Below are 22591 nucleotides of genomic sequence, written 5' to 3'. Positions count from 1 at the left end.
GGAAAACGCCGCCCATTCTCATGCAGCCTCCGGACTTCAGGAGCGCTTGTTGATCACCTGATCGACCAGGCCGTAGTCCTTGGCTTCCTCGGCGGACAGGAAGTAGTCGCGTTCGGTGTCGTGCTGGATCTTTTCCAGCGGCTGGCCCGTGCGCTCGGCCAGGATCTTGTTCAGGCGCTCGCGGGTCTTGAGGATCTCGCGTGCGTGGATTTCGATCTCGGTGGCCTGGCCCTGCATGCCGCCCAGCGGCTGGTGAATCATGACCTGGGAGTTGGGCAGCGCAAAGCGCTTGCCCTTTGTGCCAGCGGCCAGTAGGAAGGCGCCCATGCTGGCTGCGATGCCGGTGCACAGCGTGGACACATCGGGCTTGATGAAGTTCATCGTGTCGAAGATGGCCAGGCCGGCGCTCACGGAGCCGCCAGGGCTGTTGATGTAGAACGAAATGTCCTTGTCGGGGTTTTCGCTTTCAAGGAACAGCAGCTGGGCCACGACGAGGTTGGCCGTCTGGTCATTGACAGGGCCCACCAGGAAGATCACCCGGTCCTTGAGCAGGCGCGAGTAGATGTCGTACGACCGCTCTCCGCGGCCGGACTGTTCGATGACCATTGGGATCATGCCCAAACCCTGAGTTTCCAATGCGCTCATGTTTTCTCCAGTACTAGGGGGCTACTTTAGCCGTATCCGGAAAGAAAATGGGGCTTGTGCGCCAAAGCACAAGCCCCGCAGATGCCAACCCGCCCGCCGATCTCACGAAGCGGCAGGCAGGCGGTGCTCAAACCCTCAGGCCTGGCCCATCAGTTCGTCGAAGGACACGGCCTTGTCGGAGACCTTGGCCTTGCCCAGCACGAACTCGGTCACGTTGTTTTCGATGACAACGGCTTCGACTTCAGCCAGGCGTTGGCGGTCGCCGAAGTACCAGCGTGCCACGTCTTCGGGCTTTTCGTAGCTGGCGGCCAGCTCTTCCACGTGGGCCTTGATCTGGTCGGGCGTGGCGTGCAGCTCGTTGGCGCGCACCAGCTCGGCCACCACCAGGCCCAGGCGCACGCGGCGCTCGGCTTGGGGCAGGAACACGTCTTCAGGGATCTCGGCCTTCTCGGCGTCCTTGATGCCGCGCTGCTGCAGCTCGGCGCGGGCACCTTCCAGCAGACGGGCGACTTCAGCCTGCACCGAAGCCTTGGGCAGTTCCAGCTCAGCCTTGGACACCAGGGCGTCCATCACGGCCTGCTTGTTGCGGCCCTGGACGCGGAACTTGACTTCACGCTCCAGGTTCTTCTTGATGTCGGCGCGCAGGCCTTCGACCGTGCCTTCAGCCACGCCCAGTGCCTTGGCAAAGGCCTCGTCCACTTCGGGCAGGTTGGCGGCTTCGATCTTCTTGACCGTCACCAGGAAATCGGCGGTCTTGCCGGCCACGTCCTTGCCGTGGTAGTCAGCGGGGAATGCCAGCGGGAAGGTCTTGGACTCGCCAGCCTTCATGCCGCGCACTGCGTCTTCGAATTCCTTGAGCATCTGGCCTTCGCCGACCAGGAACTGGAAGTCTTCAGCCTTGCCGCCGGAGAAGGTCTCGCCGTCGATCTTGCCTTCGAAGTCCACGGTCACGCGGTCGCCGTCCACGGCCACATCGGCCTGGGCGCGCTGCGCGAAGGTGCGGCGCTGCTTGCGCAGGATGTCCACGGTCTTGTCGATGGCGGCGTCGTCCACTTCGGCGGTCAGCTTCTCGACTTCGGCCGAGGTCAGGTCACCGATCTTGACTTCAGGCATCACTTCGAAGATGGCTTCGAACTGGGCCTCGCCCTCGGGAGCGCCTTCCTTTTCGGAGATGCGGGGCTGGCCAGCCACGCGCAGCTTGGCTTCGTTGACGGCCTGTGCAAAAGCCTCGCCAACCTTGTCGTTGAGCACTTCGTACTGCACCGAGTAGCCATAACGCTGGGCCACCACGCTCATCGGCACCTTACCGGGACGGAAGCCGTCCATCTTCACGGTGCGCGCCACTTGCTTGAGGCGGTTCTCGACTTCGCTCTGGATGGAGTTCAGGGGCAGGCTCAGCGTGATCTTGCGCTCGAGCTTTTCAAGGGTTTCAACAGTAACGGCCATGTTTGTTCCTATGAGGGATTGGACCGTGCCGGCTGCTGTACAGCCCGCACCGTATTGCGCAAAAGTCACGGTGCGACGCGAGCCAAGCCAGTCGGCCGCGCGGCACCTCAGATTTCAAGGGCTTACATCACATGCACCTGGCCGCTGGGGACCGCACATGGTTCGCTCAACCCGTGATGTAAGCGAAGCCGGACATTATAAACGAGGCGGTTTTGCCTTCCAGACGCGCGCTCTTGCAGGGGAATCCCGCAATCCGCCTGGCCAATGCGCCTCCTCTACAGGAAGCGGGCTTGAGCAGTGTTCGCCGCAGTTGAGCGGCGTTGGTGCGTGGTGCGCGGGGGGCGGGTCGTCAACCATTCAAAAACAATCACTTGCCTTCACTGCGCGGGATCCGTGCGGGCCAATAAAAAGCTTTCGAGGCCGCCCGGCACACGCCAACCCAACATGCGCGCAGCCCGACCAAAGGCCCTGCCAGTCATCGCCAATCAGCAGATGAAAAAGGGTCACATCAAATTGAAACATCTGGTCATTCGACCTATACTGTATGTGCATACAGTAGAAAGAAGACGCGATGCAGCACCAGATTGAGACGGTCAGGGACGATGTGGAAAGCGCCAGCGAGCAAGTGGCCGCCATCTGCGAGCTGCTGGCTGCAGCCCGGGGCACGGCCGTGCACGCCTCGGCCATTACCGCATTGCTGCTGCCCGTGTCACGCAAGCTCAGCGCGGCGGCGGGTGACCTGTCCGACCATCTGCATCGCAGCCAGGTAGTTGGCAGCAAGCGCTGCTAGACCCGCTCACCCCCACCATGACAAGACCCCGCTCTGCGGGGTCTTGTCATTTCTGCGTTCGGCATGGCCGCTGGCGTGCCCGCAGCGCGCACAGGCTGCAGCGATTGCCGGGCCTGCTCCCGTCGGCAAACATGGCATTCATACCCGGCCCGCGCGCCGGACCCGGCCTACCGCCTGCCCGGTGCCACCGCGATCCGGTGGCCTGAGGCGTTCCCGGCATCCGCAGCCACACGCATGGCGGGTGCACCAGGAACAGGTCCGCGCGGGCCGGCCCACGAGGAGCTTCAGTGAGTCTTGCCATTCCCTTTCCCGCGCCGGATCAGGCGATACCGCCACCGGCCCGTGCCGCCGCTCCCGCCGACCCTGCACACAGGGAGCGCGCCTGATGCTGGCCATTGCCCGTGAATACGAAACGCTGGACGAGCTGTGCATGCGCCAGCTGGGCGCCACGCGCGGCGTGGTGGAAGCCACGCTGGAGCGCAACCCGGGCCTGTCGGCCCACGGTCCCCATCTGCCCGCCGGCCTGGCCGTCGAGCTGACCGAACCCGCCCAGGCGCCCAGCCTGCCCCTGATCAGTTTCTGGGATTGACATGGACCGAGAAACCATCGTCAAGACCGCCGCCCTGGAAGGCGCCAAGGCCGCGCCTCCCGTCACCGTCGTGGCCGCGAACGTGGCCAATGGCTGGACCATGACCCATACCGCCACCGCGCTGACCATCGTCTACGTGCTGCTGCAGGCCGCGTATCTGTTGTGGCGCTGGCGCAATGAACGCGAGGACCGGCGCGCGCGCCAGGCCGAGGACGCCGCGCGCAGGAAGGCGTCTTCGACCTCCACAGACACCGGAGCGGCCCCATGAGCACAGCGCGCATGCCAGCGGCAGGACTGGGCATTGGCGCGGCCATCGTTGCTGCCTGGATTGCCGCAGAAGGCTTCAGCGCGGCGCCCATCATTCCCGTGCAGGGCGATGTGCCCACCATCGGCCACGGCGCCACGCGCTACGAGGACGGCACGCGCGTGACCCTGGCCGACCCGCCCATCACCCGCGAACGGGCGCGCGAACTGGCCATCAACCTGCTGGAGCAGCAGTACGGCGCCTGCGTGCGCGATTCGCTGGGTGACACGCGGGTGCACGCGGCCGAGTTTGCCCAGGCCGTGGACTTTGCGGGCCAGTACGGCTGCGGGGCCTGGCGCGGCTCCTCGATGCTGTCCAGGACACGGGCTGGCGACTACGCCGGCGCCTGCCACTCCTACCTGGCCTGGCGATTCATGACCAGCACTCAGCCTTTGCAGGGCTTCAGTGCCTATCGATGGGATGGCGCAGGCCGGCCCACGCGCTGGCGCTTTGACTGCTCGGCACCCGGCAACAAGGTATGCCGCGGCGTGTGGACACGCCAGCAGGCGCGCCACGCGGCCTGCATGGAGGTCCAGCCTTGATGGACCGCCTGCAAACCCATGCCTGGCAGCTGCTGGCCCTGCTGCTGGCGGCACTGCTGGTCTGGCAGTCGCTGGCGCGGCTGGGTGCCGAGCGCGATGCGGCGCAGGCACGCACGGATCTGGCGACCGACCGCCAGGCCGCTGCCACCGCCGCGCTGCACGCATCCGAACGCTATCGACAACGGGAAGGAGCCTACCGTGAACGCCTCGACTTTCTTGCACGCGACACGGACCTGGCCCTGGCGCGCGCTGCGGCGGATGCCGATGCTGCCCGCGCTGCTGCTGGCCGGCTGCGCGGCGACCTCGCCAGCTACCTCACCGCCCACCGTGCCGCCGCCCAGGCTCGCGCCGCTGCCGGACAGTGCGCGCCAGACACCGCAGCCCTCGATCTGCTCGCCGAGCTGCAGCGCCGCGCTGACGAGCGAGCGGGAGCGCTGGCGCGCATTGCTGACGACGCCCGCCACCGAGGCAGCGCCTGCGAGCGCGCCTACGACGCCGGGCTCGCGCTGACCAGCGCCCTGACCAGCACCATGACCCAGGACCCCCGCCATGCTCAAGCCCGCTAGCCTGCGCGACGCGCTCGTCGCTGCCCTGCCCCAGCTGCAACAGTCGCCGGGGAACATCCGTTTCACCATCCAGAGGGGCCGTGTGGTCAACACGGGCACGCCGTCCCTTTCCTGGGAATACCGCTATACGCTGAGCCTGGTGATTGCGGACTTCACCGGCAGCATCGATGCCGTGACCGTGCCGCTGCTGGTCTGGGCGCGGCGCCACCAGCCCGACCTGTTCGACCATGCCGAAAGGCGCGAGCAGGCGATCCGCTTCGACATTGCGCCCCCTTCCACGGACCCTGCAGCCGCCTCTCAGCCGCAGCAGCTCGCGATCGAGATCGACCTGGTGGAGGCTGTGCTGGCGCGCCCGCGCGAGGGCGGCCCCGGTGCCTTCGACCTGATCTACAAGCCCGAGCCGCCAGGCCAGCTCGACATTGCGCAGCGCCAGTTGTGGGAGCTGTTCCTGTTCGGCGAGAAGGTGGCCGAGTGGAACTACGACCCGCGCTGAGGCGTGGCCGGGCCGCATGCCGGGCTGCATGTGGCAGCGTGCGCCACGCCCGGCACACGGCGACACGCAAGGGCCCGGCCGGCACCATGAACGCCATGGATTCGCCCGTCGCACAAACCGAGAGCCCGTACGAGATCATCCGCCGCCTGGAGGGGCTGATCCGCACGGGCACCATCGCCGCAGTCCGCCATGCGCGTCCTGCGCGCTGCCGCGTCAAGACCGGCAACCTGACCACCAACTGGATTCCCTGGCTGGCCCTGCGCGCCGCAGGCGAGAACGCCAGCGTCTGGTGGCCGCCTGCGGTGGGCGAGCAGTGCGTGTTGCTGTCGCCCGGCGGCGACCTGCTGGGCGCCGTGGCGCTGACCGGCATCTACAGCAGTGCCGCAGCCCAGCCCAGCGACCGCGAAGGGGTGTGCCACACGCAGTGGAGCCCCACCGATTTCATGGAGCACGACAGCACCACGGGCCGTCTCAACATCAACGTGGCCCATGGCATCACGCTGCGCGTGGGCAACTCGGTGATCAGCATCGACGAGCAAGGCATCAGCCTGCAGGCCGGTGGCGGTTCGGCCACCGTCAATGCGCAGGGCCTGGCCGGCGCGCCCGATGTGACCACCGGCCCCATCAGCCTGCTGCGCCATCGCCATGGCGGCGTCAGGGCGGGTGACGCCATCACGCAGGGGCCGCTATGAACCGCCACACAGGCCGCCGCATCGAGGGCATGGAGCATCTGCGCCAGAGCGTGGCCGACATCCTGTCCACGCCCATCGGCTCACGCGTGATGCGCCGCGACTATGGATCGCTGGTCCCGGCGCTGCTGGACCAGCCCGACAACAACGCCACCCAGGCGCGCCTGCGCGCCGCCGTGGCCAGCGCGCTGATGCGCTGGGAGCCGCGCATCCGGCTGACGCGCATCGTGATCGAGCGCGATCCGGCCACACCCGGGCGCGCCGACCTGACGCTGATCGGCACCTTCAACAACACGCGCCGCCCGGCCCCGCTGAGCCTGCAGATGCCCATCGCCCGCACCCTTTCATGAAGCAAGACATGACCCCTGCACTGGACGCCCTGCCGCCGCCCGGCGTCGTCGAGACGCTGGATTTCGAGCGCATCCTCGACGCCCACCGCGCCGATCTGCTGGCGCGCCACCCCGAGGCCGCCGAGGTCCTGGCGCTGGAGAGCGAGCCGCTCAACAAGCTGCTGGAGGCGCACGCCTACCGCGAGCTGCTGTATCGGGCGCGCGTCAATGATGCGGCGCGTGCGCACCTGATTGCGTTCGCCCAGGGCTCGGACCTGGACCACAAGGGCGCCTTCTACGATGTGGCCCGACTGCCCGGGGAAAGCGACGAACGCTACCGCCAGCGCATCCTGCTGCGCGTGCGCGCCCTGGCTGGCAGCGGCACGGCCGAGCACTACGAGCACCTGGCCATGACGGCCAGCGCCAATGTGCACAGCGCCATCGCCACACAACCCCAGCCCGGCCGCGTGAGCGTGCAGCTGTGGCTGGTCGAGCCCGCACAGGCCGAAGAAACCCTGGCCATCGTGCTGTCGGCCCTCAATGCGCCAGGCGCACGGCCGCTGGGCGTACCCGTGTCGGTATCGCTGGCGCGCCCGCACCCCATCGACATCACGGCGCACCTGCTGCGCGAGCCCGGTGCGCCCGTGGACATCGTGGCGCGCCTGCAGGCCGGCCTGGCCGCCCAGATCGCGGCCTACGCGCTGCTGGGCCGCGATGTGCCGCGCTCGTGGATCACCACGCGCCTGCATGTGGACGGCATTGCCCGCGTCACCTACCCCGACGCCCAGGCCCCGGCCGAGCTCACGCCGCTGGCCGCCGACGAATACCCGGTGCTGGGCCGCGTCCAGCTGGTGGACGAGGGCCTGCAGGCATGAGCACCCCCGCCATCGTCCCGACGGCGCCCCGCCGCCACGTGCTGCCGCCCAACGCCACGGCGCTGGAGAAGGCCGTGGACCAGGTCGTCCCGAATTGGGATGGCCTGGCCGGCGCCTTTCCCGCGCCGGCCCAGGGCGAGCCTGCGGCCTTTCTGCCCTGGCTGGCGGCCGAATGGGGCATTGCCCAGTTCGACCGCTACTTCGACGACGTGCCCGCACTCATCGCCAACGGCCTGCCCTGGCTGCGCGAGCGCGGCACGGCCGCGTCCCTGCAGCGTGCGCTGGGCTGGCTGGGATATGACGGCGCACAGCTCGACGAGGATGGTGCCTGGCTGCACCTGGACCTGGGCCGTATCATCGGCGACGCAGAGCTGGCCAGCGTGGCCCATGTGGTGCGCGCCAGCCTGCCGGCGCACGTGCGCTTTTACCGCGTCTTCCACGGCCACGACCTGCGCCCGCTGCGGCTGGACCACGGCCCGGGCCTGGACGCCGGCATGCTGGACAACGACAGCGGCACCTGGATCGATGTGTCGCCGTATGGCGAACCCGTCAAGCTCAGCCAGGGCCTGCCCCGCCGCACCGGCACCGAGGCACCGCCTTCGGACGGCGTGCTCACGGCCCAGCTGTTCCGCGTCACCACCATCGCCACCTATGCCGACCGCATGCTGCTCGATGCTTGGACGCTGGACAGCGAGATCCTGATCGACGCCAGCCTGGGCATCACCGAAGTCAACGCCACCACCACGGGCGAGCCCGCCTACTACGCGCCGCTGCGGCCCATCCCAGCCCAGGCCATGGCCACCCACAGCGCCTGGACGGCGCCCGCTCCGCTGGCCCTGGCCAGCCTGCACCCCTGGGCCAGCACCGAGCGCCCGCACGACAACACCCGTACCTGGACCGGACGCTGGGACAGCACGCCCTGGCGCCGATCCTTCGAAACCCGCACCACCACCACCGAAGAACCCGAGGAACCCTGAACATGGCAGTTCTGCAGCAAGCGGGCCGCATCGCCCTCGCCAAGGCCGTCGCCGCCCAGACCATCCACATCGCCTGGGGCCGCGGCCTGCCCGCCTGGGACGCCGCGCCCGAGCCCGAACCCATCACCGCCAACGCCCTGGTCGACGAAATCGGCCGCCGCCTTGTCACCGAGGTGCGCTTTGCGCGGCCCGACGACAACGGCGAGATCGAGCTGCCCAGCGGCGCGCGCTACAGCGTCAGCGACACACCCACCACCTTCGTCTACCTGCGCGCGGCCTTCGGCTTCGACGATGCCAAGGGCGAGGACGTGCGCGAGATGGGCGTGTTCTTCGGCACCCAGGTCGCCACGGACGTGCCGCCCGGCCAGCGCTGGGTGCTGGCCAGCCAACTGACCGGCAAGGGCGAGCTGTACACGCTGGAGCGCCGCCCCCGGATCCTGCGCAGCGGCAGCGTGCGCCAGGTCGAAGAAATCATCCTCCCCTTTTGAACGGCACCCCATGAGCCAGACCAAGATCTACGACCGCTTCGACGCCGGCAAGCGCTACGACAGGCTGCAGTTCGCGGCCGACCGCGTGCTGCAATCGGCCGAACTCAACGAGCTGCAGAGCATGCAGCAGCACCGCCTGCGCGGCATCACCGATGTGCTGTTCAAGGAGGGCGACATCGTCCGCGGCTGCCAGTGCATCACCTCCGCGGACACGGGTGCCACCACCATCGAGGCCGGCGCGCTCTACGTGGCCGGCGCCGTGCGCGGCATCACGCCGGGCACGCTCACCGTGGCCACCGTGGGCACGGTCTACGTGGGCGCCTACCTGCAGACCGATACCGTCACCGAGCTGCAGGACCCCGAACTGCTCAACCCCGCCGCCGGCACGCGCGGCTATGGCGAGCCCGGTGCGCTGCGCGAGCGCGTCACCCTGGTCTGGGGTGCGCAGGGCGACGGCACGGCCGGCACCTTCTATCCCGTGTGGACCATCATCGACGGCTCCGTCATGCCCAAGGAGCCGCCGCCCAACATCGACGCCGTCACCCAGGCCCTGGCCCGCTATGACCGCGACAGCGCGGGCGGCACCTACGTGGTGCGCGGCCTGGACGTGATCATGGGCGAGGACCTGGCCACCGGCCAGCAGGTCTACACCGTGCGCGAGGGCGCCGCCCGCGTCAACGGCCATCCGCTGGAGCTGGGTGCCAGCCGCCGCCTGGTCTACGAGGCCAAGCCAGACCTGTTCTTCGTGGACAGCGAGCCCCACACCTCGGCCGGCACGGCCGCCCAGCGCATCCGCTTCGACCGCCAGCCCGCTGTCGGCACGCCCCAGGTGCGCGTGCAGGCGCGCAAGACCGTCACGCTCACGCATGGCGGCTTCACGGGCGCGGCCGACCCGCTGCCCGACAACGCCGTGCTGGCCGTGGACAGCGTGGTCCAGGCCGGCACCACGTACGTGCAGGGCACGGACTGGAAGCTGGTCGGCGGCCAGATCGACTGGAGCCCCTCGGGCGCCGAGCCCGTTCCCGGCAGCACCTACCAGGTCACCTACCAGTACATGCTCAACGCCACGCCCACGGCCGTGGACTCCACGGGCTTCACTGTGGAAGGCGCGCTCAAGGACACCCTGGTACTGGTCAGCTACCACTACGCGCTGCGCCGCTACGACCGCCTAGTGCTCAACAGCGAAGGCCAGCTGCAATGGGTGCCCGGCGTGCCCGCCGCCTGGTCGCCCAAGGTCCCGGCCGCACCCAGCGGCACCCTGGCCCTGGCCTCGGTCTACCAAAGCTGGGACAGCAACCGCCGCGTGGACCAGGACGCCGTGCGCGTCGTGCCCATGCAGACCCTCAAGGCCTACCAGGACCACATCCAGACCATCTACGCCGACCTGGCCGAGCTGCGGCTGTCGGTGGACGTGTCGGGGCGGCACAGCGGGGTCAAGAAGGGGTTGTTTGCGGATCCGATGCTAGATGACAGCCTGCGGGATGCAGGCCGTGCGCAGACAGGCCATATCCTGGGTGGCCATCTGCGCCTGCCGCTGAATGTGCAGTTGCACCAGATCGGCACCGACATCACCTCACCCCAGACCACGCCCTACCAGGCCGTGCCCGTGCTCAGCCAGCTGGGCCGCACGACCACCATGCTGGTCAACCCCTACGGGGCCTTCGACCCGCTGCCCAGCTCCACCAGGCTGACGCCCGCCGTGGACTATTGGACCGAGGTGCAGACCACCTGGGCCAATCCCATCATCGCAAGCTTCTGGAGCGGAGAGTCCGAGCGTGTGCTCTCGGACACATCCAAGAACATTGAGTTCCTGCGCCAGATCGAGGTGCAGTTCTGGATCGACTTCCCTGTGGGCGAAACGCTGACGGCAGTGACCTTCGATGGCATCGCCGTCACGCCAGAGCCTTTGGCAGGCGGCACGCTGGTGGCCACGGAACAAGGTCTGAAAGGCAAGTTCAAGATCCCGGCTCGCGTGCCCGCAGGCACCAAGGCCGTGCGCTTCACAGGCCGAGGCGGCAGCCATGCAGAAACCATCTTCACCGGTCAAGGCACGCTGCGCAGCCGTACGCTGGCCTCGGTGGTGGTCGTCATCATGTTGACCAACGGCTGGGATCCGCTGGCCCAGACCTTCACACTGGGCACCACGCGCGAAGTCTGCGGAACACGCCTGTGGTTCACGACTCCGGGCAAAGAGGACGTGCAGGTGCAACTGCGCGAAGTCACAGGCGGCGTTCCCTCGCGCGGCGTCATCTCCGAATGCGTGCTCAAGCCGGAGCAGATCCGGGCCGACGTCGCCGCAGGAAAGCCCACCCTTGCGCAATGGGCGCCGCAGCTGCTGGAGGCCGGCGTCGAATACGCCATCGTCATCCTCACCAACGACATGACCACCGCCGTGGCCGTGGCCGAACTCGGTGGCTGGGACCAGGCCCGCGCGCAATGGGTCACCAGCCAGCCCTACAGCGTGGGCGTGCTGCTGTCCAGCAGCAACGCCAGCACCTGGACGCCACACCAGACGCGCGATCTCGCCTTCGAACTGCTGGCGGCTGAACACACGGCCAACACCCGCACCGTCGAGCTGGGCCGCGTCACCGTGGAGGACGCCACCGACCTCATGGTGCAGGCCGGCGCCATGCTGCCGGCAGCCGACTCGCAGGTGGTCTTCGCCATGCAACTGGAGGATGGAACCACGTTGGAGGCCGCAGCCGGCCAGCCCGTGCAACTGGCCAGCCGCTACAACGGCGAAGTGGCCGTGCGCGCCAAGCTCTCGGGCAACACCCAGTTGGCAGCCCATCTGCTGCCCGGCATGCAACTGGCCGCCGCCAGCCTGCAAAACACCGGCGACTACATCAGCCCCACCATCAACGCCGGCAGCAACACCACGCTCAGCGTAGTGGCAGAGGCCGCGCTGCCCGCTGGCAGCTCCCTGGTCGTGCAGATGCAGGCCGAGGGCAGCAGCACCTGGGTAAACGTCCCCTACCTGAGCACCAGCCCGCAGACCGCCGGCGTGCTGGAGATCACCTATCGCCTGGCCGGCATCAACGCCGAGCGCCTGCGAGTTCGCCTGGTGCTCACGGGCAGCCATAGCGCCCGTCCCCAGGTCACCAACCTGCGAGCCATCGTGATATGACATTGCACGACGACAAGACAGCGCAGGGCTGGCCCCTGCCCCATCCCGACAACCGGCTCGAGGACGACGTGCTGCGGCTGCGCCAGGCGGTGCAGGACGTGGACCAGGCGCTGACCGCAGCGCGCCAGCTCATCGACACCAAGGCCAGTTCCCAGGGCGTGCAGGACGCAATGGACGTGGTGGCACACCGCATAGAGCAGCTGGAGACCGCTGCCCAGGCATTGAGCACCGGCAAGGTAGCCAGCGTCAACGGTGTTGCCGGCATCAACGTCAAGCTCAACCCGGAGCACATCGCGCTGGGCCCGGCCAATGGCGCCACCAGCGAAAGCTTCGGCTACGACGCCCAGGGCCGCATCAGCAGCATCACGCGCAGCGTCAACGGCTTCAGCGCCACCACCGCCGTCAGCTACGACGGCGCCGGCCGCGTCTCCCAGCAGCAGACCAGCTACCGCGGGCGCGTGCGTACGGAAACCTATGCCTACGACGCCGCCACGGGACGGGTGTCGGGGGTGAATGCGACGGAGGTACAGGGATGAGTTTCGATGTGGTGACGCACAGCGAGGTGCGGAGGCTGGCGCAGAGCCTGGACAAGGGGATGGGGCTGCAATTGCGGTCCCGATCGGTGTGGGAAAGCAATGATCAGTTGCAGCAAGAAGTGCGGCTTGGTGGAGACAGTCCATATCGACTAGCCCCGAAATCCAATCCTGACTATGCTTTCGAGAGCATTTGCCACAATGGTGAAATTTACGCTGCCACTCAAGTCTCAGGCACCAACACAAACTATGTATACACCTCACCCGATTTGAAAACCTGGACATATCGCTACAGTTCTTCGATTTCCGGACTCATTACCGTTGGCAAGACCATATGGTGCACCCAAATCTCAAGCCCTCACAATATCATCTCATCCCTGAACAATGGTATCAATTGGGCAGCGGTATCTGGTGGCAGCGGTTACTTCTACCCTCTTTGTTCTGCAGGAAAGTACGGCTACGCCTTCTCGACCTCCACCAGCAGTAGCATTTTCTTGCTCACGGAAGCTGGTCAGCGAGAAAGCATCACGCTACCAGAAGCAGGCATCTGGAGGTTTGCACTGCACAATGGTTCGCAGTACGTAATACTCAGTCACTACTGCGACCGAGCCTTCGTGAGCAGTGACGGGAGGACAAACTGGAAGCCCGCTGTCGACCTCACTGCCATGCTTACGGAAATGCCAAGCCACTATGGCGCCACCGGGCCACGCATACCTTTTGAGATCAATGGCAGGCTCATCATTTTCGACAGCAGCAGTGGAGGCATTTCCTCAATTATTTCCGACAATGGGGTCAATTGGCGTATTGGAGCGCGAGGCACCTGCTTTGGCAGCGACAATTTCATTTCAGATATCGGAAAATTTGCAGGCGTATACAAAGGGGCCCTGTACGTGGCCGTACGCCTGAGCAGCAGCATCCCCACCGACATAGGAAGGATGGCGTTGCTGGAGACTAGAGACGGTATCCGGTTCCGGCTACTTCCAAGTTTCCCCACAGGCCGCAGTTCTGCTGCCGAAGCTCCGCCAGGTGTGTATGCCAAGGTGGACGGTAGCGGAATCATCTTCAACTCGAATGCAAACAGCTTAGGCCCGCGCTACGAAAGTGCGCCCCAGGCAATGGAGCTTTACTGTGCATTATGAATACGACCTCCGGGGCTGGTACGTCGGCGAACACGAAGGCTGGCGCGAACGCTGCACCACACTGGCGCCATCATGCACCGACATGCCCGAAGAGCCCGGCGCCACACGCTGCCTGTGGACCGGCAACGGCTGGATAGAACACCCCTACGAGAAGCCGCCGATCCTGCCAGATTTGCCACAGCATCCAGACCCACGCCACATCACCCCCCTGGCCCTACGCCGCCGCTTCACCCTGGCCGAACGCTCGGCCATCGAATGGGCAGCCGTGGACCGTTCCGACACCAGCGAGAAGCAGCGCAAGGATGCCGCCATGCTGCGCGCCTGCCTGAAGGACCAGGAACAGGCCGGCTTCATCGACCTGGACGATGCGGATGTGGCCGCCGGCATGCGGCTTATCGAGGACCTGCAACTGATCGCACCAGGCCGCGCAAGCGAGATCCTCGGGGCACCCGTCCAGCCCGGCGAACGCCCCTGACATCTCCACCTGCAAAAGCCCCGGCGCCCGTTGAGTGGCCGGGGCTTTTCCTTTCCTGGTCGGCACCCCGAACCAGCGCCAAACCAAGCCTCTGTGCAGCCCTCCGGCACAGCCAAGGTCGCTGGTGCCCAAGCCCCCGCCGCGAGAACATCAATGCAACCCGGGCACAACGCCAGCGGCCTTGCAGGCTGCAGGCGCCAGGCCCTGCCAGGACAACCAGGCCGCCTTGGCTGCATGAACTTCAGCATGACCCAAACATTCACTGTCGATCCCGCCAACACCGCAGCTTGCGCAAAGGTGACTGCATGAGCCTGGATGCCGTCATCAGCGCCGATCTGGTGAAGACGCGGGAGGAGATTGCTGCGCTGGGCAGTGCCGTGGTAGCCGTGCGCAATGAGATTGCAGGGCTGAACACACAGATAAGCGGCAGCAGCATTATCAAAAGCGTGCAACGCGGTCTGATCACCTTCGTCACCGATGGGCCAACTGAGTTGACCATCAGCATCGCGCCAGTGAACCCCGCCAAGAGTGTCCTGCATAGCCTCGGATCGCAGGGCTTTTGGCAGAGCGGCGAAACCTACTACCCCTACGATACGTTCATCCAGCTATTGAGCGGCAATCAGATCAAAGCATCGGCTTATTGGCGCTCGTGGTGGTGGTCCCAGGCCAAAGTCTCCTGGGAACTGGTGGAGTACAAATAAATGCCCCACCACTACGCCCAGCTCACCCCCGCCGGCGTGGCCTTCGCCATCACCGAAACGCACGCCGAGCTCAACGCCCCCGACCTGCTCCCTCTGCCCCGCTACGACACCTCGGTGCTCGGCCGCCGCTGGACGGGCACGCACTGGGAAGACGTGGCGCAAGCCTTGCCTGAAGACCAGGCAGCGTCCAACGAACCCGCCCCCCGCCAAATCACCCCCCACGCCCTGCGCCGCCGCTTCACCGTGGTCGAGCGCACGGCGCTGGAGTGGGCCGTGGTGGACCGTGCCGAGGCGGGCGAGGCCGACCGGCTCAACGCGGCCACGCTGCGCTCGCTGCTCAAGGACATCGAGCAGGCGCGGCAACTCGATCTTGACGACCCCGAACTGGCCGACAGCCTGCGCCAGTTCGAGGCCTTCGGACTCATCGCCGCGGGGCGTGCCCAGGAAATCCTGGACGGCCCCGTACAAGCCCACGAACAGCCGTGACCACCCCTTTTTGACGACAGCCCCACGGCCCAACCACCCCCCAACCCGGAGAACACCATGGCGACAGCCCCGTTCCATCATGGCATTCGCGTCACGGAAGTGAGCGAAGGCATCAATTCCATCCGCATCGTGTCCACGGCCGTGATCGGCCTCGTGGCCACGGCCAGCGACGCCGATGCGGCCACTTTCCCGCTGAACCGTCCGGTGCTGGTCACCAAGGTCGATGCGGCCATCGGCAAGGCCGGCACCAAGGGCACGCTGGCCCAGGCGCTGAACGCCATCAAGGAGCAGTGCCGCCCGGTGCTGGTCGTGGTGCGCGTGGCCGATGGCGAAGGCGCCACCGAGGCCGAGCGCCGCACCGACCAGGACGCCAAGGTCATCGGCACCACCGCCGGCAACCAGTACACGGGCCTGCAGGCGCTGCTGGCGGCCCAGGCCCAGCTCGGCGTCAAGCCGCGCATTCTGGGCGCACCGGGCCTGGACAGCCAGGCCGTGACCGACGCGCTGGCGTCCGTGGCCATCAAGCTGCGCGGCTTTGCGTATGCAGCGGCCATCGGCAACGATGTGGCCGAGGCCCAGGCCTACCGCGAGCACTTCGGCCAGCGCGAGCTGATGCTGCTGTGGCCCGGCTTCAAGGCGCTGGACCTGTCCACCGCCGCCGTGCAGGACGCCTCGCCCGTGGCCTACGCGCTGGGCCTGCGCGCGCGCATCGACCAGGAGCAGGGCTGGCACAAGACGCTGTCCAACGTGCCGTTGTCCGGCGTTCTGGGCATCTCGCGCGATGTGCACTGGGACCTGCAAAGCCCCGATACCGAGGCCGGCATCCTCAACCAGGCCGGCATCACCACGCTGATCCAGAGCCAGGGCCACCGCTTCTGGGGCTCGCGCACCTGCACGGACAGCGAGCTGTTCCGCTTCGAGTCCAGCGTGCGCACCGCGCAGGTGCTGGCCGACACCATGGCCGAGGCGCATTTCTGGGCCGTGGACAAGCCCATGCACCCCAGCCTGGTCAAGGACATCCTGGAAGGCATCAACACCAAGTTCCGCGAGTTGAAGGCCCTGGGCTACATCCTGGACGGCAAGGCCTGGTACGACGAAACGGTCAACGAGACCGCCACGCTCAAGGCCGGCAAGCTGGTGCTGGACTACGACTACACGCCCGTGCCTCCGCTGGAGGACCTGGGCTTTCGCCAGCGCATCACCGATCGCTACTTCGCCGACTTCGCCCTGCGCGTGGGCACCGGCCAGTAAGCGGTGGCCGCACCCGACACACCCAATACACCGAACACACCGGATACACAGGAGAAAAGCACCATGGGACTGCCCCGCTCTCTCAAGAATTTCGCCACCTTCGTGGATGGCAACTCGTACATCGGCGACATGCCCGAAGTGGGCTTGCCCAAGCTCACCCGCAAGATGGAGAAGTACCGCGCCGGCGGCATGAACGGCGAGGTCAGCCTGGACTTCGGCATGGAGGCCATCGAGGCCGACCTGACCGCTGCCGGCTACATGAAGGAATTGATCTCCACCTGGGGCACGCTGCGCCACGACGGCGTGCTGCTGCGCTTCGCCGGCGCCCTGCAGGGCGATGACAGCGAAGGCGTGGACTCACTGGAAGTGGTCATGCGTGGCCGCTTCTCGGAGTTCGACCCCGGCAAGGCCAAGGCCGGCGACAAGACCGAGATCAAGTACAAGCTGGCCGTCAGCTACTACCGCCTGTCCATCAACGGCCAGGTGCTGATCGAGATCGATCCGGTCAACTTCGTCGAAGTCGTCAACGGCATCGACCGCCTGGCCCAGGTCCGCGCCGCGCTGGGCATCTGAGCCTGGCTCAACTGACCGGGCCGGCCGGCCCGGTCCTCCTCTTTTCTTCACCCGAACGCTGACACACCATGGACACCACCAAGCCCCAGGAAGACCTCCAGAACCAGGCTGCCGCCAATGCGGCCGCCCTCGCATCGGGCGATGCGCGCGAGATCACGCTCGACGTGCCGCTCAAGCGCCCCGGCGGCGACCTGGCCCGGGTGCTGGTGCGCCGCCCCAATGCCGGCGCGCTGCGCGGCCTGTCGCTGGTCGAGCTGCTGCACATGAACGTGACCGCGCTGCAGACCCTGCTGCCGCGCGTGACCGAGCCCATGCTGCACAAGGCCGAGGTGCTGCAGCTGGACCCCGCCGACCTGGTGACCCTGGGTACGGAGGTGGCCTCTTTTTTGGTGCCGAAGGCGCAGAGGGAGCAATTCCCGAGCGCGTAGAGGACGCCATGGCCGACCTGGCCATGGTCTTCCACTGGCGGCCGGCGGACATGGAGGACATGTCGCTGGCCGAACTCGGCCAATGGCATGAGCGGGCGCGCGAGCGCTACGAAAGCCAGGACTGAGCCAGGACTGAGCACCACCCCCACTCCATCGCCCGCCTCTCGCCCCTCTATTGCACGCCCCTTGCCCATGACCTCCACCCAACGCCAACACCGCACAGGCCAGGGAGCCTTCCATGGCCGTTGACACCCTGCGCCTGGACGAGGTGCTCAAGCAGGCCGAGCGCGTGCACCAGCCCCTGGCGCTGCTGGGAAGAACCAGCAGCAACACGGCCCGGGAGCTCAAGGAAACGGTCGACCAGTTGAAAAAGCTGCAGCAGCAGCAAACCCAGCTGGGCGACTACCGCGCGCTGCGCAGCGGCCTGGCAGACACCACGGCACGGCTGCGCGGCGCGCGCCAGCAGATGGCCCAGCTGCGGCTGGAATCGGGCGCGGGCGAGCAGCCCTCGCGCGCCATGCTGCGCGCGCTGCGTTCGGCCCAGGTCGAGGAGGAGCGCCTGGCGCTGCTGCGCGCCACGCAGCGATCGCGCCTGATGGATATGCGCGAAGGCCTGCGCGGCGCGGGCGTGGACACGGGCAACCTGTCCGCGCACGAGCGCAAGCTGCACAACGACATCCGCGCCACCACGGCCCAGATGGAAAAGCAGCGCAAGGTGGTGGCACCGGCCGCCCAGCGTCTGGAGAGGATCGACGCCCTGCGCGAGCAGAGCAAGACCCTGGCCGATCGCGGCCAGGCGCTGCGCGAGACGGGCGGCAAGATGCTGGCGCCCGTGCGCGCCGTGAGCCAGGCCTTCATGACCGACGACCAGGCCGCCGCGCAGCTGCGCGCCACCATGGCGGGCAGCAACGGCAAGCCGGGCGCCGATTACCAGCAGGTGCTGGACTTGGCCAAGAGCCTGGGCACCGACATGCCCGGCAGCACGGCCGACTACATCGCGATGATGAACCAGCTGCAGCGCCAGGGCGTGTCCTCGCAGGATGTGCTGGGCGGCGTGGCCCGGCAGGCGGCCAACCTGGGCGCGGTGCTGAACATGCCCGCCAAGGAGGCCGGCGAGTTCGCGGCGCAGTTGCAGCAGGCCACCCGCGCAAGCGCGGGCGACATGGCCGCACTGGCCGACACGGTGCAGCGCACCTCCCACCTGGGACTGGACCCCACAGGCATGGTCAAGGGCCTGGACGCCATCGGCAAGGCCCTGCCGCAGCTGGGACAGCAGGGCGCAAGGTCGGGACAGATGTTCGCGCCGCTGCTGCTCATGCTCAACGACGCCAGCATCAGTGGCGAGGCCGCCGGCAAGGCCGTCGGCAACCTGGTCAAGAACTCCATGGACCCGGCCAAACTGGGCCAGGTCAACAAGATGCTCGCGAGCCAGGGCGTGTCGCTGGACTTCAAGGACGCCAGCGGCCAGTTCGGCGGCACCGAGCAGATGATGGCCCAGCTGCAAAAGCTGCAGAGCCTGGGCAGCGACAAGCTGCGCGCCGCTGCGCTGGACAAGCTGGCCGGCGGCGACGCGCAGACGCGCAAGGCCTTGGAGGCGCTGATCCAGCAGGGCCCGGGCGGCTACCAGCAGATCGCCTCCCAGCTCAAGTCACAGGCGGATCTGGATGGGCGCGTGGCCATCCTGAAGGACTCGGTCTCGGCCCAATACGAGTCCGTCAAGGACAGCTACAACGGCCTGTTGAGCGACATGGGCTCGACCATCGAGTCCGACCTCAAGGCCGTGCTGGGCACGCTGCGCGAGATGACCGAAGGAATGCGTGCCTGGGTCAAGGAGCATCCCCAGATCGTGCAGTGGACGCTGCGCATCGTGGCCGTGCTGGGCCTGCTGGTGGCAGGCGTCGGTTTGGTGAGCAGCGTGCTGTTCGGCCTGCTGGCGCCGCTGCTGCTCACGCGCACCGTGTTCGGCCTGCTGGGCGCGGCCATGGGCGCAGGCAGCGGCGCCTTGGGCGTGCTCAGGCGCGGCCTGGCGGCCGTGGTCCTGTCGCTGGGCATGATGGGCGGCGGCGGCAGTGCCATGGGCCTGTTGGCCGGCGGCATGCGCATGGCCAGCAACGCTGCAGGCGTGCTCAGGCGCGGGCTGGGCGCCGTGGTCCTGTCGCTGGCCATGATGGGCCGCGGCGCTGCCATGGGCAGCATAGGCACCGCCCTGGCCGGCGCGGGCCGCGCTGCAGGCCGCATCTTCGGCGGCGGTGCAGGTGCAGCCAAAGGCGTGGCCGGCAAGGGGCGTGCGGGCGCCGTCATGGGCCTGCTGGGCGCCGGCCTGGGGGCCGCAGGTGCCGTCGGCGGTGGCCTGGGCGGTAGTCTGGGTGGTGCAGCCGCATCGCTGATGGGCCTGGTGCGCATGACACCCATGGGCCGGCTCGCAGGTGGCCTGATGGGCGCGGGCGGCTCGATCATGCAGAACTGGGACGGCCTGTCCACCGCCTTCAAGGCCGGCGACTGGAAGGGCGTCGGCGGCACGCTGCTGGAGGCCGGCAAGGCCGGTCTGGATGGCGCCACGGGCGGGTTGTTCGGCGTGGTCTCTGACCTGGCCGGCAAGGGCATCAGCGGCCTGGCCTCGTCGGTGGGCTCGTGGTTCAAATCCGGCGATGCATCAGCACCCGACCAGGGCCGCGCCGGCGCACTGCGCCAGGGTGTTGCGGCCGCAGCCACGGCGGCCACGCTGGCCACGGGTGCCATGCCGGCCCTGGCCGACACGGGCGCCGTGCGCATCGACAGCCGCCCGCCGCTGGCCAGCGCCGCTGCACCCGCGCCGGCACCGGCCCCGGTGGCCGGCGCCACCATCCATATCACCGTCAACGCTGCGCCCGGCCAGGATGCGCAGGCCATTGCCCGCGCCGTGGCCGCCGAGCTGGACCGCCGCGACATGGCCAAGCGCTCCAGCGTGCTGTCGCAGCTGTCGGACATCGACTGAGGAGCATGAGCATGCTGATCACACTGGGCCAGTTTGCCTTCGGCATCGACACACTGGCATTCGACAAGCTGGTGCGCAGCAGCACCTGGCGCCACCCGAGCAACAGCCGCGTGGGCGCGCGCCCCGCCCGCCAGTCGCTGGGCCCAGGCGATGAAACGCTGGGCCTGACCGGCGTGCTCGCACCCGAGTTCCGGGGCACGGCCAAGTCGCTGGACGACCTGCGCGAAATGGCCGACCAGGGCAAGGCATGGGCCCTGGTGGGCGGCGAAAGCATCCTGGGCGCCTGGGTCATCGAGAGCCTGCAGCAGACCGGCACGCACTACACACCGGGCGGCAAGCCGCGCCGCATCGAGTTCGATCTCAAGCTGGCCCGCGTGGACGACCACCTGGCCGAAGGCGGCGGCGGCGTCGACCCCTGGCCCGATGAAGACTTCTGGGAATGGTGGATCTGATGACCACACAGGAATACCTGCACGCCAAGCCCCAGTACGAGATCGTCCTGGACGGGCGCAACATCACCAGCCAGGTGGACACGCGGCTGATGAACCTGACGCTGTCCGAATCGCGCGGCGAAGAGGCTGACAAGCTGGACATCACGCTGGACGACAGCGATGGGCGCCTGCCCATGCCGGGCAAGGGATCCAAGATCGCGCTGAAGCTGGGCTGGGCCGGACATGGCCTGGTCGACAAGGGCACCTACGAGGTGGACGAGGTGGAGCACCAGGGTGCGCCCGACAGGATCGTGGTGCATGCGCGCTCGGCCGAGCTCAAGCGCCAGCTGCGCACGCGCTCCGAGCACAGCTACCACAACAGCACGCTGGGCCAGATCGTGCGCAGCATCGCCCAGCGCAACGGCCTGCAGGTGCGCGTGGACGCGCAGTTCGAGAACCTGCGCGTGGACCACATCGACCAGACCCACGAAAGCGACCTGAACTTCTGCAGCCGCCTGGCGCGGCAGTATGACGCCGTGTGCACGGTCAAGAAGGGCAAGCTGGCCTTCATCGCCATCGACAGCAAGATCACCGCTGCCGGCCAGGCCGTGGAGGCCGCCACGCTCACGCGCGCCGTGGGCGACAGCCACAACTATCACACGGCCGCACGCAACGACTACAGCGGCGTGCGCGCGTACTGGAACGACGCGGATCGGGCCGAGAAACGCAGCGCCACGCAGGGCGCCGAGGACAACGAAAAGCGCCTGAAGGACACCTACGGCAGCGAGGCCGAGGCGCAGGCCGCCGCCAAGGCCGAGATGGGCCGCATCAACCGCGCCAAGGCCACCATGGGCCTGAAGCTGGCGCTGGCGCGGCCCGACCTGATGCCGCAGACGCCGCTGAAGCTGCAGGGGTTCAAGGCGGAGATCGATGACACGCCGTGGCTGGTCGTCAAGATCCAGCATGAGCTGGGCGACGGCGGCTTCACCTCCAAGCTGACGCTGGAGACGCGTGCCAAGTGAGCGAGAGGGGCAGGTAGAGCGCGTCCTGGAGCGGCCGGCGCAGGCCGTTCAGCGCGCGGCCAGGGTCGCCACGGCCATGATGGCGGCGCGGCCCGAATCGTCGGCCCGGCCGTAGCAATCGAGCAGCTCGCGCTCGTCGGGCGCCAGGGTCTGGACCGATGCGTTCGCATGCTGGCCCGTGACCACATACAGGACATCCACGCCCAGACCCGCCATCACGGCCAGGGCGGCCGCATTGGGCGATTGCTCGCCCTTCTCCCAGGTGGCCAGGGTGCCGCGCGAGACGTCGCAGGCGTCGGCCATGGCGAGCTGCGCCACGTCCAGACGCAGACGCTCTTGCCTCAGCCTTTCACCGATGTGATCGAAATTTCTTCTATTCATCAATTGACATGCTCGAAATTTCGAGCAATGATGCAGTCAGCGTGTAACCAAACCATCCAAACCATCCCAAATACTACATGACAGCCATGCACTCCCCCAGAGCCGTGCCCGGTATCCCTGCGGATCCGGTGCTTCATGACAGGCCCGTGCCACTGCGCATGACGGCATCCGAACGCGAACGCCACGCCCGCTATGCCAGCCGTGAAAGCCGCAGCGCCTCCAACTTCGCGCTGAAGCTGTACCGCATGGGCATGCAGCAGTACGAGCAGCAGATGCCGCCGCTGCCCCAGGCCGATCAGGCGCGATAGCCACCCGCGCCGACCTGTTCACCGCCTTG

28 protein-coding genes are annotated in these 22591 nt (G+C 67.5%); 25 read left to right on the top strand and 3 right to left on the bottom strand.

Annotated elements, in window-relative coordinates:
• Positions 1-36: 36 nt before the first annotated feature.
• Together clpP and tig are read right to left on the bottom strand one after the other, a co-directional pair.
• Positions 37-645, bottom strand: a complete 609-nt coding sequence (gene clpP / locus AC57B5_RS00950) for an ATP-dependent Clp endopeptidase proteolytic subunit ClpP (RefSeq protein ID WP_012204529.1) — start codon at positions 643-645, stop codon at positions 37-39.
• Positions 646-780: 135 nt separating this feature from the next.
• On the bottom strand, positions 781-2091 hold the full coding sequence (gene tig, locus AC57B5_RS00945; RefSeq protein WP_012204528.1) for a trigger factor: 1311 nt from the start codon (positions 2089-2091) through the stop codon (positions 781-783).
• 571 nt (positions 2092-2662) lie between these two features.
• Here tig and AC57B5_RS00940 point away from each other — a divergent pair.
• The 24 genes from AC57B5_RS00940 (at position 2663) to AC57B5_RS00825 (ending at position 21873) form a co-directional block, all read left to right on the top strand.
• Complete coding sequence (locus tag AC57B5_RS00940; RefSeq protein WP_012204526.1) at positions 2663-2881, top strand: hypothetical protein; 219 nt, start codon at positions 2663-2665, stop codon at positions 2879-2881.
• 385 nt (positions 2882-3266) lie between these two features.
• A complete protein-coding gene (locus tag AC57B5_RS00935; RefSeq protein WP_043824232.1) occupies positions 3267-3470 on the top strand; it encodes a tail protein X in 204 nt (67 codons plus the stop codon).
• Between the two features lies 1 nt (position 3471).
• On the top strand, positions 3472-3738 hold the full coding sequence (locus AC57B5_RS00930) for a hypothetical protein (protein ID WP_099751452.1): 267 nt from the start codon (positions 3472-3474) through the stop codon (positions 3736-3738).
• Positions 3735-4316 (top strand): glycoside hydrolase family protein, encoded by a 582-nt coding sequence (locus AC57B5_RS00925; protein ID WP_496398526.1) that lies wholly within the window; start codon positions 3735-3737, stop codon positions 4314-4316. Before AC57B5_RS00930 ends, AC57B5_RS00925 begins: the two co-directional genes overlap by 4 nt.
• A complete protein-coding gene (locus AC57B5_RS00920; protein WP_496398525.1) occupies positions 4316-4882 on the top strand; it encodes a DUF2514 family protein in 567 nt (188 codons plus the stop codon). Before AC57B5_RS00925 ends, AC57B5_RS00920 begins: the two co-directional genes overlap by 1 nt.
• Complete coding sequence (locus AC57B5_RS00915) at positions 4866-5375, top strand: phage tail protein (protein ID WP_313238680.1); 510 nt, start codon at positions 4866-4868, stop codon at positions 5373-5375. The genes AC57B5_RS00920 and AC57B5_RS00915 overlap by 17 nt, the downstream gene beginning before the upstream one ends.
• A gap of 95 nt (positions 5376-5470) precedes the next feature.
• The gene (locus AC57B5_RS00910) at positions 5471-6067 is read left to right on the top strand and encodes a phage baseplate assembly protein V (RefSeq protein ID WP_202396721.1); all 597 of its coding nucleotides are present in this window, start codon (positions 5471-5473) and stop codon (positions 6065-6067) included.
• Entirely contained in the window at positions 6064-6414 is a 351-nt protein-coding gene (locus AC57B5_RS00905) for a GPW/gp25 family protein (protein WP_180317590.1), read from the top strand. Before AC57B5_RS00910 ends, AC57B5_RS00905 begins: the two co-directional genes overlap by 4 nt.
• A gap of 8 nt (positions 6415-6422) precedes the next feature.
• Positions 6423-7268 carry a baseplate assembly protein gene (locus AC57B5_RS00900; protein WP_224986493.1) on the top strand — a complete coding sequence of 282 codons (846 nt, stop codon included), beginning with the start codon at positions 6423-6425 and terminating at the stop codon, positions 7266-7268.
• The gene (locus AC57B5_RS00895) at positions 7265-8245 is read left to right on the top strand and encodes a phage tail protein (RefSeq protein WP_496398524.1); all 981 of its coding nucleotides are present in this window, start codon (positions 7265-7267) and stop codon (positions 8243-8245) included. The genes AC57B5_RS00900 and AC57B5_RS00895 overlap by 4 nt, the downstream gene beginning before the upstream one ends.
• 2 nt (positions 8246-8247) lie before the next feature.
• On the top strand, positions 8248-8733 hold the full coding sequence (locus AC57B5_RS00890) for a BW3TFN family phage tail fiber component (RefSeq protein WP_012204516.1): 486 nt from the start codon (positions 8248-8250) through the stop codon (positions 8731-8733).
• A gap of 10 nt (positions 8734-8743) precedes the next feature.
• Positions 8744-11860 carry a DUF4815 domain-containing protein gene (locus tag AC57B5_RS00885; protein WP_496398523.1) on the top strand — a complete coding sequence of 1039 codons (3117 nt, stop codon included), beginning with the start codon at positions 8744-8746 and terminating at the stop codon, positions 11858-11860.
• On the top strand, positions 11857-12396 hold the full coding sequence (locus AC57B5_RS00880) for a hypothetical protein (RefSeq protein ID WP_349613003.1): 540 nt from the start codon (positions 11857-11859) through the stop codon (positions 12394-12396). Before AC57B5_RS00885 ends, AC57B5_RS00880 begins: the two co-directional genes overlap by 4 nt.
• Positions 12393-13532, top strand: coding sequence for a hypothetical protein (locus AC57B5_RS00875; RefSeq protein ID WP_496398522.1), 1140 nt, complete (start codon positions 12393-12395; stop codon positions 13530-13532). The genes AC57B5_RS00880 and AC57B5_RS00875 overlap by 4 nt, the downstream gene beginning before the upstream one ends.
• Complete coding sequence (locus AC57B5_RS00870; protein WP_343740061.1) at positions 13522-14007, top strand: hypothetical protein; 486 nt, start codon at positions 13522-13524, stop codon at positions 14005-14007. Before AC57B5_RS00875 ends, AC57B5_RS00870 begins: the two co-directional genes overlap by 11 nt.
• 305 nt (positions 14008-14312) lie before the next feature.
• Positions 14313-14708 carry a hypothetical protein gene (locus AC57B5_RS00865; protein WP_496398521.1) on the top strand — a complete coding sequence of 132 codons (396 nt, stop codon included), beginning with the start codon at positions 14313-14315 and terminating at the stop codon, positions 14706-14708.
• Positions 14709-15194, top strand: a complete 486-nt coding sequence (locus AC57B5_RS00860; RefSeq protein WP_496398520.1) for a hypothetical protein — start codon at positions 14709-14711, stop codon at positions 15192-15194.
• 57 nt (positions 15195-15251) lie between these two features.
• Complete coding sequence (locus AC57B5_RS00855; RefSeq protein ID WP_016450710.1) at positions 15252-16445, top strand: phage tail sheath subtilisin-like domain-containing protein; 1194 nt, start codon at positions 15252-15254, stop codon at positions 16443-16445.
• 63 nt (positions 16446-16508) lie between these two features.
• Positions 16509-17018, top strand: a complete 510-nt coding sequence (locus tag AC57B5_RS00850) for a phage major tail tube protein (RefSeq protein ID WP_012204508.1) — start codon at positions 16509-16511, stop codon at positions 17016-17018.
• A 68-nt stretch (positions 17019-17086) separates the two neighbouring features.
• Complete coding sequence (locus AC57B5_RS00845) at positions 17087-17446, top strand: phage tail assembly protein (RefSeq protein WP_012204507.1); 360 nt, start codon at positions 17087-17089, stop codon at positions 17444-17446.
• Between the two features lie 8 nt (positions 17447-17454).
• Complete coding sequence (locus AC57B5_RS00840; protein ID WP_012204506.1) at positions 17455-17571, top strand: GpE family phage tail protein; 117 nt, start codon at positions 17455-17457, stop codon at positions 17569-17571.
• Positions 17572-17684: 113 nt separating this feature from the next.
• A complete protein-coding gene (locus AC57B5_RS00835; RefSeq protein WP_496398519.1) occupies positions 17685-20420 on the top strand; it encodes a phage tail tape measure protein in 2736 nt (911 codons plus the stop codon).
• Between the two features lie 11 nt (positions 20421-20431).
• Positions 20432-20872, top strand: a complete 441-nt coding sequence (locus AC57B5_RS00830; protein WP_160856151.1) for a phage tail protein — start codon at positions 20432-20434, stop codon at positions 20870-20872.
• Positions 20872-21873 (top strand): contractile injection system protein, VgrG/Pvc8 family, encoded by a 1002-nt coding sequence (locus tag AC57B5_RS00825; protein ID WP_448677643.1) that lies wholly within the window; start codon positions 20872-20874, stop codon positions 21871-21873. Before AC57B5_RS00830 ends, AC57B5_RS00825 begins: the two co-directional genes overlap by 1 nt.
• 48 nt (positions 21874-21921) lie before the next feature.
• Here the strand turns inward: AC57B5_RS00825 and AC57B5_RS00820 are convergent, their stop codons facing one another.
• Positions 21922-22254, bottom strand: coding sequence for a helix-turn-helix domain-containing protein (locus tag AC57B5_RS00820; protein ID WP_012204502.1), 333 nt, complete (start codon positions 22252-22254; stop codon positions 21922-21924).
• A gap of 86 nt (positions 22255-22340) precedes the next feature.
• Here AC57B5_RS00820 and AC57B5_RS00815 point away from each other — a divergent pair, with 86 nt between their 5' ends.
• Complete coding sequence (locus AC57B5_RS00815; protein ID WP_224986487.1) at positions 22341-22562, top strand: hypothetical protein; 222 nt, start codon at positions 22341-22343, stop codon at positions 22560-22562.
• The last annotated feature ends 29 nt before the right edge of the window (positions 22563-22591 follow it).

It is taken from the genome of Delftia sp. BGA-UO-ETr-SB1, from assembly GCF_059567865.1.
Note: the sequence above shows the minus strand (reverse complement) of the source record. Positions and strands in the feature narration are given on the sequence as shown.